This is a genomic window from Candidatus Methylomirabilota bacterium (assembly GCA_035764725.1).
In the GTDB taxonomy this organism is placed as follows: Bacteria; Methylomirabilota; Methylomirabilia; order Rokubacteriales; family CSP1-6; genus DASRWT01.
The window spans coordinates 74,673-91,927 of the sequence record DASTYT010000124.1; the positions used below are offsets into that span (position 1 = coordinate 74,673).

Sequence of the window (17,255 nt, forward strand, 5' to 3'; positions counted from 1 at the left end):
CATGTCCCAGAGTCGCCGCGAGTTCCTCAAGACTTCGGCCGTCGGCGCCGGCGCCGCCGCGGGCTCCCTCGCGTTTCCCATGGTGTCGCGCGCCCAGCAGAAAAAGCTCACGGTGTGGTGGAACCGGGGTTACTACAAGGAAGAGGACGAGGCGATGCTCAAGATCGCCGAGGACTTCCGCAAGGCGAAGAACGTCGACCTCGACATCTCGTTCACCATCCAGGAAGACCTCCTGAAGAAAATCATCAGCGCGATGACGGCGCGCCGCTGCCCCGACGTGGCCTTCTGCTTCTACAATGACTGGGAGGTCATCCCGAAGTACGCGTGGGAAGGCAAGCTCGTCGAGACCACCGACCTCATCAACGAGCTCAAGCCGCGCTACATCGAGAAGTTCCTGCCGGTGGCCAACGTGTACGACAACGTGGCCAAGAAGCGCGCGTACTACGGCGTCCCCATCGAGTGCCAGACCATGCACATCCACTACTGGAAGGATCTCGTGAAGGAGGCGGGGCTGAACGACGACCCCGCCAAGATCCCCATGGACTGGAACGGCTACTGGGACTTCTGGAAGAAGGCGCAGGACAACCTCCGCAAGAAGGATCCCGCGAAGTACGGGAAGGTGTACGGCCTCGGCGTCACCGAGTCCTCCAGCGCCTCCGACACCATCTACAACTTCGAGATGGCGCTGCTCTCGTTCGGGGGCACGGTGTTCTCGGAGGACGGCAAGGTGGTCGCCGACGACCCGAAGAACCGCGAGGCCATCGTGAAGACGCTCAAGTTCTTCGCCGAAATGTTCAACTCCGGCTACGTGCCGCCGGACACCCTGAACTGGTCGGACGGGGACAACAACGCCAACTTCCACTCCAAGTCCATCGTGATGACGCCGAACCCGTCCGTCTCGATCCCGGCGCATCACTTCTTCAACAACCCCGACAACTACTTCAACAAGTCGGCGACGATCGAGTGGCCGGACGGGCCGGACGGCCGGAAGCCCACCTACATGGTGGCGGTGAAGACCATCATCATTCCCAAGGACTCCACCAACAAGGACGTGCCGCTCGCCAAGGAGTTCATCAAGTTCGTACTGGAGCCCCAGCGCTTCACCGAGTACATCAAGGGCGCCAACGGCCGCTGGTTCCCCGCCTTCAAGGACGTCGCCTCCGACCCCTTCTTCTCCAAGGGCCAGGCGGGCAAGGGGGGCGCGGTGGATCCGCACCTGCCCACCGTGACCAAGATCTATCTCGAGCGGCCCACCCGGGTCTTCGAGCACTACAAGAATCCGGCGAACTCGCAGATCTACGCGGAGAACGTCTGGGGCAAGGCTATGGCGCGCACCAACGTCGACAAGTGGACCCCGGAGAAAGCGGCCGACGAGGCGATCGGCCGGGTCAAGACCATCGTCGCCCAGTGGCGGTAGGAGTCCCGATTCACCGTGGCTAACGGCCTGGCGTCCGCCAAGACTCCGGGCATGTTCTCGCGGGGCGTGACCGCGGCGGCCGGTGTCCTGTCGCCGCGGTCACACAACCTCCAGGGGCTCCTCTTCTCGCTGCCCCTGATCCTGCTGTTCCTCGCCTTCGTGGTCTATCCGCTCTACTTCGAGGTCACCCAGGCGCTCGATCGGTACACCTACGAGGTCCTGTTCAACGACCCGATCTACGTGCAGACGGTGATCAACACCCTCGTGTACGTAGGGGTGGCGGTGAACGTGAAGCTCTTCCTCGCCCTGCTCCTCTCCGGGCTTCTCGAGTCCGATGGGCGTGCCACCCGTTTCCTGTCCGCGATCTTCCTCCTCCCGTGGGCGATCCCCGTGCTCCCCGGCATCCTGTCGGTGCGGTGGATGATGTCCTCCCAGTGGGGCATCCTGAATCTCATCAGCGAGGACCTGGGCTTGGGCACCCATCACTGGCTCGCCTCGCGCTGGACGGCGATCGGCGCCCTCATCCTCTTCCACATCTGGAAGTACCTGCCGTTCTGGACCGTGATCATCCTCGCCGCCCGCCGCGGCATCCCGCGGCAGCTCTACGAGGCGGCCTCCATCGACGGGGCGGGCGTGTTCCAGACCTTCCGCCACATCTCGTTCCCGCTGCTCGCCGGCATCTACCTCATCTGCTCCTTGCTTTCGATGGTGTTCACCCTGGGCGACTTCACCAATGTCCAGCTGATGACGGGGGGAGCGCCGGGCGACTCCACCCACGTACTGGCCACCCTGGCCTACCGGTACACGTTCCGCCTCGGCAAGATCGACTGGGGCGTGGGCGTCTTCGCCACCGCGCTCCCCGTAACCCTCCTCTTCATCTTCATCCTCATAAAGAAGATCAAGTGATACGGGAACGGCTCGGGGTCACGGTGGTGCGAGGGGTCCTGCTGGCCATCGTGGCGGGGTGGACGCTCTTCCCCATCTATTACATGGTGTCGCTGGCGATCACCCCCTGGAGCGACCTCTTCCGGCCCGTCTACTTCGTCAAGCATCCCACCCTGGACAACTTCAAGTTCGTGCTCTTCCAGGAGAGCCCGTTCGTGAAGTACTTCTGGCGCTGGCTCGCCAACAGCCTCCTGGTTTCCGGCGCGGTGATGGTGGCGGTGCTCGCGGTGGCGGCCATGGGAAGCTACGCGCTGGGCCGGATCCGTTTCGGGCTCGGACGGCTCGTCTCGGGGATGACGCTCTTCACCTACATCATTCCGGCGTCGTTCCTGTCCATTCCCTTCTTCAAGATCATGGGCGACTACGATCTCCTCGATACCTACTGGGCACTGATCTTCGCCATGACGACGTTCGCGGCGCCCTATGCCCTCTGGGTGCTCTGGGACTACGCCAAGACCATCCCCGCCGAGATCGACGAGTCGGCGGCCATCGACGGCGCGGGGTCGCTCTCCATCTTCTTCCGGATCTATCTGCCCCTCATCACGCCGACCCTGATCGCGGTGGGCACGTATGCCTTCTTCTTCGCGTGGAACGAGTACCTCTACGCGGTGCTGCTGCTGCAGGGGGAGAGCATGATCACCCTGCCAGTGGGCATGGGGAACTTCCTGACGTCGGACGACGCGCCGTGGAATCTCCTGATGGCGCTGTCGGTGATCTACTCGATCCCGCCCGTGATCTTCTACTACATCTTCCGCCGCTACCTCACCCACGGCCTCGTGTCGGGGGCGGTGCAGGGCACCTAGCCGCCTAGCCGGCGAGACCCGATCCCCGCGCCTTCGCCAGGGCCTCCCACAGCCGCGCGCGCGTCACCGGCACTCGCGTGATCTCCACCCCGAGGTCGGCGAGGGCATCCTCCACCGCGTTGGCGATGGCGGCGGGCGGCGCGATGATGCCGCTCTCCCCCACGCCCTTGATCCCGAGCTCGTTGCGGGTCGATGGAAAGGCCACCGTCATGGTCTCGAGCGCGGGGAGATCGGCGGCGGCGGGCAGCGCGTAGTCCATGAAGCTCCCGGTGAGAAGCTGCCCCGACTCGTCGTGCACCAGCTCTTCCATGAGCGCGGTCCCGATGCCCTGCGCGACCGCGCCCTGGAGCTGGCCCTCCACGACCAGCGGATTGATGGCCCGCCCGCAGTCGTGGAGCGCGAGGTAGCGGAGCACGCGCACCGCACCGGTGTCCGTGTCGACATCCACCGCGCAGGCGTGGGCGCCGAAGGCGAACGTGACGGACTCGGGCGCGAAGTAGCCGCAGACCTGTAGCCCGGGCTGCCCCTCGCGCACGAGCGTCTTGCTCCGGGCCGCCGCGCGCGCCACCTCGCCCAGGCCGAGGCTGCGCGCCGGCATGCCCGTCACGTGCACGCGCCCGCCCGCAAGCACGATGTCGGCCGGCGCGCACTCCAGCAGCTCCGCGGCGACGCGGCGCGCCCGGGCCGCCACCTCGCGGGATGACTTGGCCACCGCGGGACCGGCGTTCGCGGCCACGCGGCTGCCTCCCGTCCCGTTGCCGAAGGGCAGGCTCGCGGTGTCGCCCGCCACCACCGAGACGCGCGCGAGGTCCACGCCCAGCTCGGCGGCGGCGATCTGCGCCATCGTCGTCTCGTGCGCCTGCCCCTGCGACGATACGCCAATGGTCACCTGGACGTTGCCCGCGGTGTCCACGCGCACGTCGGCACCCTCGTAGGGGCCCACGCCCGTGCCCTGCACGTAGCAGCCGAGCCCGATACCGAGGCGCGAGGGGCCCGCCCGCCGCTCCGCCTGGCGCTTGCGCCAGCCGGCATAGTCGAAGGCCTCGAGCAGGCGCTCGAAGGACGCCGGGTAGTCGGCCGGATCGTAGGACACGGGCGTGCCGTCGCGATAGATGAGACCGGTGCGATAGGGCATCGCGTCCGGAGGCACGAAGTTGCGACGGCGGATCTCCGCGGGATCGAGGCCGAGCCGGCGCGCGGCGCGGTCGAGCAGGCGCTCCATCACGAAGGCCGCCTCCGGACGACCCGAGCCGCGATACGCGCCGCCGAAGAGCGAGTGGGAGACGACGTTCTGCCCCGACGCGGCGAGGTGCGGCACGCGGTAGGGGCCGGGCAGGTGATTGATCGTGTTGCGCGTGATCACCTCGCCGAGGGGGAGGTAGGCGCCGTGGTCGCGGGCGAAGCGCGTCTCGATCGCCGCGATTCGCCCCTCGCGGTCCACGCCGAGCCGCGCGCGGTGGCGCTGGCCGCGATCGGGCGAGCCCGACAGGAAATGCTCGCGCCGTGTCTCCATCCAGCGTACGGGCCGGGCGAGCCGCCACGCCGTCGCGGCGAGGATCAGATCCTCGGCGTAGGCGTGCCCCTTGATGCCGAAGCCGCCGCCGGAATCGGTGCAGATGATCCGCACGCGCTCTTCGGGAAGCGCCAGCGCCGCCGCGACCGCGGCACGCAGGCCATACGGCCCCTGGCTGGGAATCCACACCGTGAAACGCCCGTCGGGCCCCTCCGGCACGATGAGGATGCCGCGCGGCTCGATCGGCGCGCCGACCACCCGTGCCAGCTCGAGCTCGGCCTCGACCACGACCGCCGCGGTGTCGAGGGCGGGCCCCGGCTCGCCGACCTGGGCGGTGGACGCGCCCGCCTGATTGTCCGACCAGTCCTCGAAGACGCGCGGCGCCCCGGGGGCGGAGGCGCTCGCGAGATCGGGCGCCGCCGGCAACGGGATCCATTCGACCATCACCGCTTCCGCGGCGTCCACTGCCTGGACCGCGGTGTCGGCCAGCACCACCGCGACGACCTCGCCGGGGTGCCGGGCGATGGGCTCGCCGAACACCGACTGGGGCGCGCTCCGGAAGGACGCCGGGGAAGGGGTGGCGGCGGGGATGGGCGCCTTGCACTCGGGCAAATCCGCCGCCGTGTACACCGCGACGACGCCGGGCATGGCGCGCGCGGCGGCGAGGTCGATGCGCTCCACCCGGGCATGGGCGTGGGGGCTCCGGACGAAGGCCGCGTGGAGACATCCGGGAAGGTTCATGTCATCGACGTAGCGGCCCCGTCCGGTGATGAAGCGCTGATCTTCCTTGCGAAGGGCGGCGTGACCGAAGGCGGGCGGCATCGCGGTGAGCGAGTATACCGCAGCCGGATGCTAAGATACTGACATGTCACGAATTCCGGAGCGCAGCGCGCGCTTCATGGCCGCGTTCCGCGAGCGCATCCTCGTGCTCGACGGCGCCATGGGCACGATGATCCAGGCGCGTAATCTCTCGGCCGACGACTTCGGCGGCGCCGCGCTCGAGGGCTGCAACGAGCACCTGACCCTCACGCGCCCCGACGTCATCCGCGAGATCCACGAGGCCTATCTCGACGCCGGCGCCGATCTGATCTCGACCAATTCGTTCGGCTGTGCCCCCTATGTACTGGCCGAATATGGACTCTCGGACCGGTGCGAAGAGATCTGTCGAGCCGCCGCGCGCATCGCCCGGGAGGCCGCGGACACCCGATCGACGCTGGAGCGGTCGCGCTTCGTCATCGGCGCCATGGGGCCGGGCACGCGCACGATCACGGTCACCGGCGGCGTCACGTTCGATGAGGTGCGCGAGGGCTATCGCGCCCAGGCGCGCGGCCTGATTGCGGGAGGCGTGGACGCCCTCCTCCTCGAGACCAGCCAGGACACGCTGAACGTCAAGGCCGCCGCCATGGGTGTGCGCGAAGCGATGGCCGAGGCCGGCGTTGGCCTGCCCCTGATGGTCAGCGGGACGATCGAGCCGATGGGGACCATGCTCGCAGGGCAGGGCGTGGATGCCTTCCACGCCTCGCTGGAGCACCTCGGCCTCTTCTCGATCGGGCTCAACTGCGCCACGGGTCCCGAGTTCATGACCGACCACCTGCGCTCGCTGGCGGGGCTCGCCACATGCCTGGTGACCGTGTACCCGAACGCCGGACTGCCCGATGAGCGCGGTCACTACGAGGAGACGCCCGAGAGCCTGGCCCTGAAGATGCGGCGCTTCGTCGACGAGGGCTGGGTCAACATGGTGGGCGGCTGCTGCGGCACCACCCCCGCGCACACGCGCGCGCTCGCGCGCCTGGTGGAGGGCCATCCGCCGCGCCGTCCCGCCGAGCGCCTCGCCCCCGCGGTCAGCGGCATCGAGGTCGTCTACCCCGCCGACGACAACCGGCCCTTGCTGGTGGGCGAGCGCACCAACGTGATCGGCTCGCGCAAGTTCAAGGATCTGGTCGTGGAGGAGCGCTTCGAGGAAGCCGCGGAGGTGGGCCGCGCCCAGGTGCGCGGCGGCGGCCAGGTGCTGGACGTGTGCCTGGCCAATCCCGACCGCGACGAGCACGCCGACATGCTGCGCTTCCTCGACCGCCTCACCCGCAAGGTGAAGGCCCCGCTCATGATCGACTCCACCGATGCCGCCGTCATCGAGGCGGCGCTTCGTCTCTGCCAGGGCAAGGCAATCGTCAACTCGATCAACCTCGAGGACGGCGAGGAGCGCTTCGAGAAGGTGGTGCCGCTGCTCCGCGCCTACGGCGCCGCGGTGGTCGTCGGCTGCATCGACGAGAACAAGCAGCAGGGCATGGCGGTCTCCCGCGAGCGCAAGCTCGAGATCGCCCAGCGGTCGTTCGACCTCCTCACGGGGAAGTACGGCCTGCCCGCGCGCGACCTGATCTTCGACCCGCTGGTGTTCCCGGTGGGCACCGGCGACGCGAACTACCTCGGGTCGGCGGTGGAGACCATCGAGGGGCTGCGCGCGATCAAGGAGCGCTTCCCCGAGTCCCGGACCATCCTCGGCATCTCCAACGTCTCGTTCGGGCTGCCCCCCGCGGGCCGTGAGGTGCTGAACGCGGTGTTCCTCTACCACTGCACCAAAGCCGGGCTCGACTACGCCATCGTCAACACCGAGCGGCTCGAGCGCTACGCCTCGATCCCCGAAGAGGAGCGGCGGCTCGCCGAGGACCTCATCTGGATGCGGGGCGAGGATCCGGTCGCCGCCTTCGCCGCCCACTTCCGGGGCCGGACCAAGCAGGCGCGGGCGGGCGGCGGCACGCTGCCCCTCGACGAGCGCCTCGCCCGGTACATCGTGGAGGGCTCGCGTGACGGCCTCATCGCCGATCTGGAGGAGAAGCGGGCGAGCGCCGCGCCGCTCGACATCATCAACGGGCCCCTGATGAAGGGCATGGAGGAGGTCGGTCGGCTCTTCAACGACAATCAGCTCATCGTGGCCGAGGTGCTGCAGTCCGCCGAGGCCATGAAGACGGCGGTCGCCCACCTCGAGCAGTTCATGGAGAAGGCGGAGAGCGCCACCCGGGGCAGCATCGTGCTCGCCACCGTCAAGGGCGACGTGCACGACATCGGCAAGAACCTCGTCGAGATCATCTGGAAGAACAACGGCTACCGCGTGATCAACCTCGGGATCAAGGTCCCGCCCGAGGACCTCATCGCCGCGTATCACGCCCACAAGCCGGACGCCTTCGGCCTCTCCGGCCTCCTCGTGAAGTCGGCGCAGCAGATGGTGGTGACGGCGCAGGATCTCCGCGCCGCCGGCATCGACATCCCCCTCTTCGTGGGGGGCGCGGCGCTCACGCGGAAGTTCACCGCGACCCGGATCGCCCCCGAGTACCCCGGCGCCACGCTCTATGCCAAGGACGCGATGGACGGGCTCGACCTCGCCAACCGTCTGTTCAGCGCCACCAGCCGTGACACCTTGCTGGCCGAGATCTCGGCGCAGCAGGAGACCCTCCGCGCGGGCCGCGATGCGGGCGCGGTGGCGCCGGCGGCGCCCGCCTCGAGCGCCGCGCGCTCCGCCGTCTCCATCACCGTGCCGGTGCCCGCCCCGCCCGACCTCGAGCTCCACGTCCTGCGCGACGTGCCGCTCAGCCACATCTACCCGTATGTGAATCTCCAGATGCTGCTCGGCAAGCATCTCGGCCTCAAGGGCGCGGTGGGGCGACTGCTCGAAGACGGCGATCCCAAGGCGCTGGAGCTGCGCGACATGGTCGCCGACCTACAGCGCGAGGCGGCCGCGCGGACCTGGCTGCGGGCCGACGGCCTCTACCGCTTCTACGAGGCCCGCGGGGAGGGCAACGATCTCGTGCTCCACGAAGGCGGCCGTGAGGTGGCCCGCTTCCGCTTCCCCCGTCAACCCGCGGGCGAGCGCCTGTGCCTGGCCGACTACGTCCGTCCCGCGGCCAGCGGGGAGCGCGACTACGTGGCGCTGCTCGCCGTGACCTGCGGCGCGGGGGTGCGGCGGCTCTCCGAGCAGTGGAAGGAGGCGGGGCAGTATCTCCGCTCGCACGCGCTCCAGGCCCTCGCGATCGAGAGCGCGGAGGCCTTCGCGGAGATGCTCCATGCTCGGCTGCGCACCCAGTGGGGCTTCCCCGATCCGCCCGACACCACGATGGCCGACCGCTTCAAGGCGCGCTATCGCGGGCTGCGCGTGTCGCCCGGCTACCCCGCCTGCCCCGAGCTCAGCGATCAGCGCATCATCTTCGATCTGCTCGGCCCTGAGCGCATCGGCCTTGGACTCACCGAGACGTTCATGATGGATCCGGAAGCCTCCGTGTCGGCCATCGTCTTCCATCATCCAGAGGCGAAGTACTTCAAGGCCGACGGCTCGCCCTCGGCCGACTGATGCTGCAGGCGCCAGCTTCGGGCCTGAGCCCGCGCTTTCTCGCCTTCTTCTCGGAAGCCGAGCTCCGTGGCCGGCGCCTGCTCGACGTCGGGTGCGGGGCGGGGCGCGTGACGCTCGCCTTGGCGCCCGCCTGCCGCTGGGCGGTGGGGCTCGACCGCGAGCCGTCGCTCATCGCGGAGGCGCGGGAGCGCGCGGCGCAGGCCGGCCTGGACCACGTCGAGTTCGACGTCGCCGACGTGGAAGCCGACGAGTATCACCCCTGGAAGCCGGACGTGGTCACCGCGCATCTCTGCGCATCGGACGCGATCATCGAGCGCGCCTCCCGCGCGCTGCCGCCTAGCGGCTTCCTCGCCATGGCGGCATTTCACGTGGATCAGTGGAAGGAGACCGGCAAGGTCTCGCGCTTCGCCTACGACGAGACGCGCCTGCGGGCCTCGCTGGAGCGGGCGGGCCTCGCCGTCGAGGCGCTCGAGGTGGACGCGGACGTGCGCCGCTTCGCCTCGGTGGAGGAGGCCCTGGCCGCGGCGGTGGGCCTCGAGGAGCGCTGGCGGGCGGACGGACGCTGGTTCCGCTACGTCGAGTTCCTGGAGAAGGGTGGCCGCACGCTCACCCGCAGCCATCTTCTCGCCAAGGCGCGCCGGCCATGATCGTGGACGCGGCGCTGACCGGGGCGTTGAAGGCCCGAGCCCTCGAGCTCGGCTTCGACCTCGTGGCCATCGGACCGGCGGCGCCGCCCGAGCACGGTGAGTCGTTCGCGCGCTGGGTGGAGGCGGGCCACGCCGGCACCATGGGCTATCTCGCGCGCCGGCTCCCCGAGCGGCTGGATCCCGCGCGCGTGCTGCCCGAGGCCCGCTCGGTCGTGTGCGTCGCGCTCAACTACTACCAGGGCGCGTCCGTCGATGCCTCCTGGTCGCCGGTGGCCCGGTACGCTTGGGGTCGCGACTACCACGACGTCATGACGCCGCGGCTGGACGCCCTCGCCCGCTTCATCGAGGAGGCCGCGGGTGGCCGCGGGAAGTGCTACGTGGACACGGGCCCCATTCTCGAGCGCGATCTCGCCGCGCGGGCGGGCCTCGGCTGGGTGGGCAAGAACACGATGCTGATCAATCCCGCGCTCGGCTCCTGGTTCTTCATCGGCGTCTTGCTGACCACGGCCGCGCTCGCCCACGGCGAGGCGCTGCCGGATCGCTGCGGCAGCTGTCGCGCCTGTCTCGACGCCTGCCCGACCGACGCCTTCGTGGCCCCGTACGTGCTCGACGCCCGGCGCTGCATCGCCTATCTCACCATCGAGCACCGCGGCCCGGTGGAGCCGGCGCTGGCCGCCCGGATGGGCGGCTGGCAGTTCGGCTGCGACGTGTGCCAGGACGTCTGCCCCTGGAATCGCAAGGCGCCCCTGACGCGGGAGCCGGCCTTCCTGCCCGCGGGGCCGTTTCCCTCCGCGGCGGAGATCGCGGCGATGGACGACGCTGACTTCGCGCGCCGCTTCGCCGGCACGCCCATCACGCGACCGAAGGCGGCGGGCATGCGGCGCAACGCGGCCATCGCGCTCGACAACGCGGCTCGGGCCGGAGAGCCGGCGTGATCGCGGCGGTCACGGTCTTCTGCGGCTCGAGCAATCACGTCGACGCGAAGTACTTCGACGCCGCCCGGGAGCTGGGCGAGAAGCTGGCCCGCCGTCGCTGGCGCCTCGTCTACGGAGGCGGCAGCGTCGGGCTCATGGGAGAGCTTGCGCGCACGGTGCTGGCCCACGGCGGCGAGGTGACCGGCGTCATCCCCAAGGCGCTGCTCGACCTCGGCGTGGGCGAGACCACGCTCACCGAGCTGGTGGTGACGGAGGGGCTGCGCGACCGCAAGGCCATCATGGACTCACGGGGCGACGCCTTCGTGGCCCTTCCCGGCGGCATGGGCACCTTCGAGGAGATCCTCGAGGTGATGACGCTCAAGCAGCTCGGTTATCACCGGAAGCCGGTGGCGGTGCTCGACCTCGACGGCTACTACGAGCCGCTCTGGACCCAGATCCAGCGGGGCATCGATCTGGGCTTCATCAAGGCCGAGTACCTCGACGTCTGGTACCCCGCCCCCGATGTGGACGCCCTCCTCCGCTATCTCGACGCCTACCGGCCCCACGACTACGGGCTCAAGTGGGACTCGGCGAGGTGAACGGGCCGCGCGTGCTACAATTCGGGCGTTCAGGAGGAAAGACATGGCCATATTGAAGGTCGCGCGCCTCGGACATCCGGTGCTTCGTCAGGTCGCCGAGCCCATTCCCGTCGACCAGATCCGCGGCGCCGAGATTCAGCGCCTGATCGACGACATGATCGAGACGATGAGGGAATACAACGGCGCTGGTCTCGCCGCCAACCAGGTGCACACCCTCAAGCAGGTCTGCGTCATCGAGGTCAAGGACAACCCCCGCTATCCGGACGCCGAGTCCATCCCGCTCACCGTCCTCATCAATCCCGTGGTGACGCCACTCACCACCGAGATGGAAGACGGCTGGGAGGGTTGCCTGTCGATCCCGGACATGCGCGGGGTGGTTCCGCGCTACGGCGCGGTGCGCCTGGAAGCCCTCGACCGCGAGGGCAACCGGATCGACGTGGTCGCCAAGGAGTTCTTCGCCCGCGTCATCCAGCACGAGACCGATCACCTGCGCGGCGTCGTCTACGTCGACCGCATGAAGGATCTCTCGACCCTCACTCATCTTGCGGAGTGGAACAAGTACTGGCTGGGGATCGACGAGCAGGATGACTGACCCGCTTTGAACCGCGTGATCGCGGTGGTGAAAGACCTCTTCTTCGTGGCGCGCATCCGCGAGACTGCCCGCCTGGTGGGCACGCCGCTCGACTTCGCGCGTGCCCCCGAGGAGATCGCGCCCGCCCTGGCCGCGGGCCCCGCCGACCTCATCATCCTCGACCTCACCACGAACGGCTGGGACTACGACGCGGTGCTCGGCGCCATCGAGCGCGCGACGCCGCGCGTGCCGGTGCTGGGCTTCACCACCCACGCCCTCGCGCGGCTGACCCAGCCGCTGCACGGGCGGTGCGAGCGCGTGGTCACCAAGGAAACGCTGACCCAGGAGCTGCCGCGCATCCTGCGCGAGGGCGTTCCCGCATGACCGCGGACGCGTTCGTCGCCGAGCTCGACGCCGCCAACCAGAAGATCCTCGCCCGTCTCGCCCCGGACGCGACCCTCCGGCCCGAGGTGGAGGGGGCGATGAACGTGGTCAATCTCCTGAAGGTCGCGCTGAAGAACGAGATCGAGGCCACTGAGATCGCCGCGCGCTGGCTCGTCAAGACGGACGACGTGCAGGTGAAGATGGCCTTCGCGCGCCAGGCCGGCGACGAGGCCAAGCACTACCGCATGATCGCCGATCGCCTCCGCGAGCTGGGCTTCGACGCCCGTGGCTTCGATCCGCTCGGCAAGGGCTTCGGCCCACTGTTCCAGTACCTGGACGCGCTCGAGACCACGGTGGAGCGGGTGGCTGCCGGCCAGTTCACGCGCGAGGCCATCGCGGTGGTGAAGAATCGCCAGTTCATCGAGTTCTGCGAGCGGGCGGGGGACCGCGCCACTGCCACCCTCTACAAGGACGTGATCGAGCCCGACGAGCGCTTCCACCACGAGCTCGGCCGCTCGATCCTCCTGCGCCTGGCCACCACCTCGGAGGCGCAGGCGGCCGCCCGTCGCGCCGCCGCGCGCACCCTCGAGCTCGCCGAGGAGCTGCAAGCGGCGGCTCTGCGTACCGCCGGCATCCACCACGTCCCGGGCTGCTGATGAGCGCCGACGCCTCGCTCGAGGCATGGACCGCGGAGGTCGATCGCCCCGACCGCGACATCAGCCTGGCCGGCGCCGCCCTCGCGCTCAGCCGCATCGAGCATCCGGAGCTGGACGCCGCGCGCTACCTCGGGCGCCTCGATGACCTCGCCCGCTCGACCGCGCGTGTCCGGAGCGCGGCGAGCCCGGTGGAGCGCCTCCACGGCCTCCGCGAGTACCTGTTCGAGGAGCAGGGCTTCAAGGGGAACCGCTCCGACTACTTCGATCCCCGGAACAGCTTCCTTTCGGACGTGCTCGACCGCCGTATGGGCATCCCGATCTCGCTGTCCCTGGTCCTGATCGAGGTGGGACGGCGGCTCGATCTTCCGATGGAAGGCATCGGGCTGCCCGGCCACTTCATCACCGGGGTGCGCCTGGACGATGCGCCCATCCTCCTCGACCCGTTCCACGGCGGCGCCATCCTCACCCCCGAGGCCTGCCGCGAGCTCGTGGCCAAGGCGCTGGGCAAGCGCGTGCGCCTCACCGAGGCGTCCTTCACCCCCGTGGGCAATCGCCAATTCCTCGCGCGCATGCTCGCCAATCTCAAGGGGATCTACTGGCGGGCCGAGCAGTGGGGGAAAGCGGTGCAGGTGAGCGATCGCTTGCTCGTGCTCGATCCCAAGGCCGGCACGGAGCGGCGCGATCGCGGTGTCGCCCTCGCCAAGGCCGGACAGTACCAGCAGGGCTTGGCGGACTGGGAGCGCTACCTGACGGAGTTCCCCGATGCGCCCGACAATGCCGAGATGCGCGGCCATCTTCGGCGCGTGCGCCAGAAGCTGGCGGAGCTGAACTAGCGCGCATGCGAGTTCGCGGCGGCCAGAACCTCTACGGCTTCTCCGTCGGCATCCTGATGCTCGACACACAGTTCCCCCGCATCCCGGGCGAGATGGGCAACGCGACGACGTTCGACTTCCCGGTGCGCTATCACCGGGTCGAGGGCGCCTCCCCCGACAAGGTCGTGCGCCAGGGTCAGCGGGCCCTGTTGCCCGCGTTCCTCGAGGGCGCGCGCTTCCTCGAGCGGGAGGGCGTGCGGGCCATCACTACCAACTGCGGCTTCCTCGCCAAGTTCCAGGCCGAGATGGCGGCGGCGGTGTCCATCCCCGTCTTCACCTCGGCCCTCATGCTCGTGCCGCTCGTGCACCGCATGCTGGCTCCCGGGCGCGCCGTCGGCATCCTCACCGTGGACGCCTCGTCCCTCAGCCCCGATCACTTCGCGGGGGCGGGGATCGGCCCCGATATCCCCACCGTGGTCGCGGGGCTCGAGACCGAGAAGGAATTCACGCGGGTGATGCTCGACAACTTGCTCGAGCTCGACGTGGAGGCCGCGCGGGCCGAGCACCTGGCCGTGGTGGGCCGCATGGTGGAGAGCCATCCGGAGATCGGCGCCATCGTCCTCGAGTGCACCAACATGCCGCCCTATCGCGCGGATATCCAGAACCTCACGGGGTTGCCCGTCTTCGACATCGTCTCGTTGGTACGTATGATTCACGTGGCCGTGCAGCACGGTCTGCCGCCGCGCCCGGCATGAGGCGCGAGCCCTTGCCGCTCACCCCAACCAGGAGGCCGTCTTCGATGCGGACCCGGATGCTGTCGCAGAGACTTCTCGTCCTGCTCGGTGCGGTCGCGCTGATCGGCGCCGCCAGCGCTCCCGTGGGCGCTCAGCAGTCGCTCACGTGGACCGCGGGCGCGGTGGGCGGCGGCTGGTACACGATCTCCGGCGGCATGGCCGAGCTCATGCGCGAGAAGGCGGGCCTCAACATCAAGGTCATTCCGGGGGGCGGGACGCAGAATCCGGTGCTCGTCCAGACCGGCGAGGCCGAGATCGGCATGGGCCTGCCGCCCCTGCTCGGCGCCGCCTTCCGCGGCGAGGATCCGTACATGGGCAAGCCGATGCCGGATCTCCGCGCCATCGCCGGCAACATGAGCCTCAATACCTTCCACTTCTACGTCGCCAACGACTCGCCCTACGCAAAGATGACGATGGACGAGATCATCAAGGGCAAGAAGCCCATCCGCCTCGCGATCTCCAAGCCCGGCTCGTCCGACGTGTGGGTGTTCGAGAAGGTCATGGTGCACTACGGCCTCTGCTCGGGCGCCAAGATCGAGGACTGCTACAAGGCCTGGGAGGCGGCCGGCGCCAAGTTCTTCCGGGGCTCCTACTCGGAGCAGGCGGGCGCCTTCAAGGACCGGAACGTGGACGGCACCTTCACCTTCCTCGCGCTGCCCGGCGCGTCGATCACGGAAGCCTCGGTGGGCCGTGACCTCAAGATCCTGGCCTTCCCCAAGCCGCTCCTCGAGTATCTCGGCAAGTTCGGCATGGGCGAGGGCGTGATCCCGGCCGGCACGTATCCCAAGGCGGTCAACGGCAACGAACCGGTGGTGTCCGCCACCATGGGCACGACCATCACGGTGTCGTCCAAGATGTCCAACGACACCGCCTACACGCTGGCCAAGACGCTCAACGACAACGCCGACCGCGTGCGCAAGATCCACGGCAGCCTCTCCGACTACGAGCCCTCCAAGGGCCATCTCTTCCTGGGCGTGGCGCTGCACCCGGGCGCGGAGAAGTACTACAGGGAGAAGGGCTGGCTGAAGTAGGCGCCGCCGCGCCGGGAACGACCGGGCCCCCGGGAGGCTGACCCTCCCGGGGGGTCTTGCTTTCGGGCCCCGAGCCTGCCGGGGCACCCTTGGTATGGTAGGTCTTGATTCCTCGCACCCCCAGGGGTAGAGTTCCCCGCGAGGGGGGCCTTCATGAGCGAGATGAGTCGGACCTACGAGTTCATGACCGCCGACTTCAAGAATCTGCTCGCCGACGAGTCGCCTGAGACCGTCCACGAGCTCGAGTGGCTTCTGCCCACCGCCGCCCGCCTCGTGGAGCGCGAGGCCATGCGGCGCGGAGTCACCGAGTGGCAGCTCCTGCAGGACCGGCATCACATCGAGGACCCGCTGGTCCAGCACGCCCTGGACATCCTCGAAGCGGGAGGATTCATCGTGCCCGACACGGAGTGAGCCGGCCACGATCCCGGGCAGAGGGCGGGGGACTGATGCTATCCTCGCCGCCCGGGAGATAGCGAGATCAGAAAGCTCACCGGCATCGTCGCGATCGGCGCCGGCGCCTACGGCGCCCTGGCCTCGCTCCTGCACCTCTATACCGCTGGCTACGGCGTGTTCGAGCCGCGCATCCAGCGGTCGCTCCACCTGCTTTTCCTGGTCCCGCTGGTCTTCTTGACCTTCCCGTTCAACCGTCGCTCACCGCAGCACCGCCCCAGCGCCTTCGACTGGGCATGGGCCACGATCTCGTGGCTGGCCAGCGCGTACCTCATCTGGGATCACGCGCGGCTCGACCATCGCTGGGAGGGCGCCTCCCCGGTGCTGCCGGTGGAGGTGGTGCTGGGGTCCATCATGGCTGTCCTGGTCATCGAGGCCTGCCGCCGTTCGCTCTCGCCGTGGATGGCGGTGACGATCTCGCTGTCGCTCGTCTATCTCGCGACCAGCCAGTGGATCCCCGGCCTCTTCAACTTCAAGGGCTATTCGTTCCCGCGGATGGTCGAGTTCGTCTACCTCGCCGGCGACGAGGGCATGTACGGCTTCCTCACCGGCATCTCCGCCAACATCCTTTACATCTACGTGCTCTTCGCCTCGGTGATGATGCGCGCCGGGGTCGGCGAGTGGGTGATCGACGTGGCGGTGAAGCTCGCGGGCTGGGCCCGGGGTGGCCCCGCCAAGATCGCGGTGGTGGGCTCCGCCCTCTTCGGCACGATTTCGGGCTCCACCGTGGCCAACGTCTATGCCACGGGCTCATTCACGATCCCCCTCATGAAGAAGGGCGGCTACTCGGCGAAGAGCGCCGCCGCCATCGAGGCCATCGCGGGCACCGGCGGGCAGATCATGCCGCCGGTCATGGGCGCCGGCGTCTTCATCATGGCGGAGATCACGGGGATCTCGTACTTCGACATCATCAAGGCGGCGGCCATCCCGGCCATCCTCTACTACGTCGGGCTCTCCGCCATGGTGCATTTCCTCGCGCTCCGCTACGGGATGCAGCCGGTGCCGAAGGCCGAACTGCCCTCGTGGAAGCCCGTCCTGAGACGCGCGTACTTCGCGATCCCCTTCGGCCTCATCGTGTATCTCCTCGCCCACGGGTACTCGCCGACTGGCGCAGCGTTCTACACCATCCTGACGACCTTCGCCCTGTCCTTCCTTGACCGGAGGACCTGGATGACGCCCCGGAAGTGTTGGGGCGCGCTGGTGGAGGCGGCGTTCAGCGCCGGGACCATCGCGGTGGCGCTGGCGGGCTCGGGGATGATCGTGGGCGTGCTCACTCGCACCGGCGCCGCCCTCGCCTTCAGCGGCGTGGTGGTTCAGGCCGCCCATGGCGTCCTGATCGTGGCCATGATCCTGATCTTCGCGGTGGTGTCCATCCTAGGC

The 17,255-nt window shown here is 69.0% G+C and carries 16 protein-coding genes; 15 read left to right on the top strand and 1 reads right to left on the bottom strand.

What is annotated here, in order from left to right:
• Position 1: 1 nt before the first annotated feature.
• The 3 genes from VFX14_20605 to VFX14_20615 are packed head-to-tail and all read left to right on the top strand — an operon-like array spanning position 2 to position 3,165.
• Entirely contained in the window at positions 2-1,417 is a 1,416-nt protein-coding gene (locus VFX14_20605; GenBank protein ID HEU5192098.1) for a twin-arginine translocation signal domain-containing protein, read from the top strand.
• A gap of 15 nt (positions 1,418-1,432) precedes the next feature.
• Positions 1,433-2,323 carry a sugar ABC transporter permease gene (locus VFX14_20610; GenBank protein HEU5192099.1) on the top strand — a complete coding sequence of 297 codons (891 nt, stop codon included), beginning with the start codon at positions 1,433-1,435 and terminating at the stop codon, positions 2,321-2,323.
• Positions 2,320-3,165: a carbohydrate ABC transporter permease gene (locus VFX14_20615; protein ID HEU5192100.1), complete on the top strand. Its 846-nt coding sequence runs from the start codon at positions 2,320-2,322 to the stop codon at positions 3,163-3,165. The genes VFX14_20610 and VFX14_20615 overlap by 4 nt, the downstream gene beginning before the upstream one ends.
• A 4-nt stretch (positions 3,166-3,169) precedes the next feature.
• Here the strand turns inward: VFX14_20615 and VFX14_20620 are convergent, their stop codons facing one another.
• On the bottom strand, positions 3,170-5,500 hold the full coding sequence (locus tag VFX14_20620; GenBank protein ID HEU5192101.1) for a xanthine dehydrogenase family protein molybdopterin-binding subunit: 2,331 nt from the start codon (positions 5,498-5,500) through the stop codon (positions 3,170-3,172).
• A 43-nt stretch (positions 5,501-5,543) separates the two neighbouring features.
• On the opposite strand from VFX14_20620, the gene metH reads away from it, so the two are divergent.
• The 12 genes from metH to VFX14_20680 all read left to right on the top strand — a co-directional run.
• Positions 5,544-9,017: a methionine synthase gene (metH, locus tag VFX14_20625; GenBank protein HEU5192102.1), complete on the top strand. Its 3,474-nt coding sequence runs from the start codon at positions 5,544-5,546 to the stop codon at positions 9,015-9,017.
• Positions 9,017-9,664, top strand: a complete 648-nt coding sequence (locus VFX14_20630; protein ID HEU5192103.1) for a methyltransferase domain-containing protein — start codon at positions 9,017-9,019, stop codon at positions 9,662-9,664. Before metH ends, VFX14_20630 begins: the two co-directional genes overlap by 1 nt.
• Entirely contained in the window at positions 9,661-10,599 is a 939-nt protein-coding gene (gene queG / locus VFX14_20635; protein ID HEU5192104.1) for a tRNA epoxyqueuosine(34) reductase QueG, read from the top strand. Before VFX14_20630 ends, queG begins: the two co-directional genes overlap by 4 nt.
• The gene (locus VFX14_20640; protein ID HEU5192105.1) at positions 10,596-11,177 is read left to right on the top strand and encodes a TIGR00730 family Rossman fold protein; all 582 of its coding nucleotides are present in this window, start codon (positions 10,596-10,598) and stop codon (positions 11,175-11,177) included. Before queG ends, VFX14_20640 begins: the two co-directional genes overlap by 4 nt.
• Before the next feature lie 43 nt (positions 11,178-11,220).
• Positions 11,221-11,769, top strand: coding sequence for a peptide deformylase (gene def, locus VFX14_20645; GenBank protein HEU5192106.1), 549 nt, complete (start codon positions 11,221-11,223; stop codon positions 11,767-11,769).
• 6 nt (positions 11,770-11,775) lie between these two features.
• The gene (locus VFX14_20650; protein ID HEU5192107.1) at positions 11,776-12,132 is read left to right on the top strand and encodes a hypothetical protein; all 357 of its coding nucleotides are present in this window, start codon (positions 11,776-11,778) and stop codon (positions 12,130-12,132) included.
• Entirely contained in the window at positions 12,129-12,788 is a 660-nt protein-coding gene (locus VFX14_20655) for a ferritin-like domain-containing protein (protein ID HEU5192108.1), read from the top strand. Before VFX14_20650 ends, VFX14_20655 begins: the two co-directional genes overlap by 4 nt.
• Positions 12,788-13,621: a tetratricopeptide repeat protein gene (locus VFX14_20660; protein HEU5192109.1), complete on the top strand. Its 834-nt coding sequence runs from the start codon at positions 12,788-12,790 to the stop codon at positions 13,619-13,621. Before VFX14_20655 ends, VFX14_20660 begins: the two co-directional genes overlap by 1 nt.
• Positions 13,622-13,626: 5 nt before the next feature.
• Positions 13,627-14,355, top strand: a complete 729-nt coding sequence (locus tag VFX14_20665) for an aspartate/glutamate racemase family protein (GenBank protein ID HEU5192110.1) — start codon at positions 13,627-13,629, stop codon at positions 14,353-14,355.
• A gap of 44 nt (positions 14,356-14,399) precedes the next feature.
• Positions 14,400-15,425, top strand: coding sequence for a TAXI family TRAP transporter solute-binding subunit (locus tag VFX14_20670; GenBank protein HEU5192111.1), 1,026 nt, complete (start codon positions 14,400-14,402; stop codon positions 15,423-15,425).
• 153 nt (positions 15,426-15,578) lie between these two features.
• Positions 15,579-15,836 (top strand): hypothetical protein, encoded by a 258-nt coding sequence (locus VFX14_20675; GenBank protein ID HEU5192112.1) that lies wholly within the window; start codon positions 15,579-15,581, stop codon positions 15,834-15,836.
• 129 nt (positions 15,837-15,965) lie between these two features.
• A partial coding sequence (locus tag VFX14_20680) for a TRAP transporter fused permease subunit (GenBank protein ID HEU5192113.1) occupies positions 15,966-17,255 on the top strand: 1,290 nt, incomplete at its 3' end.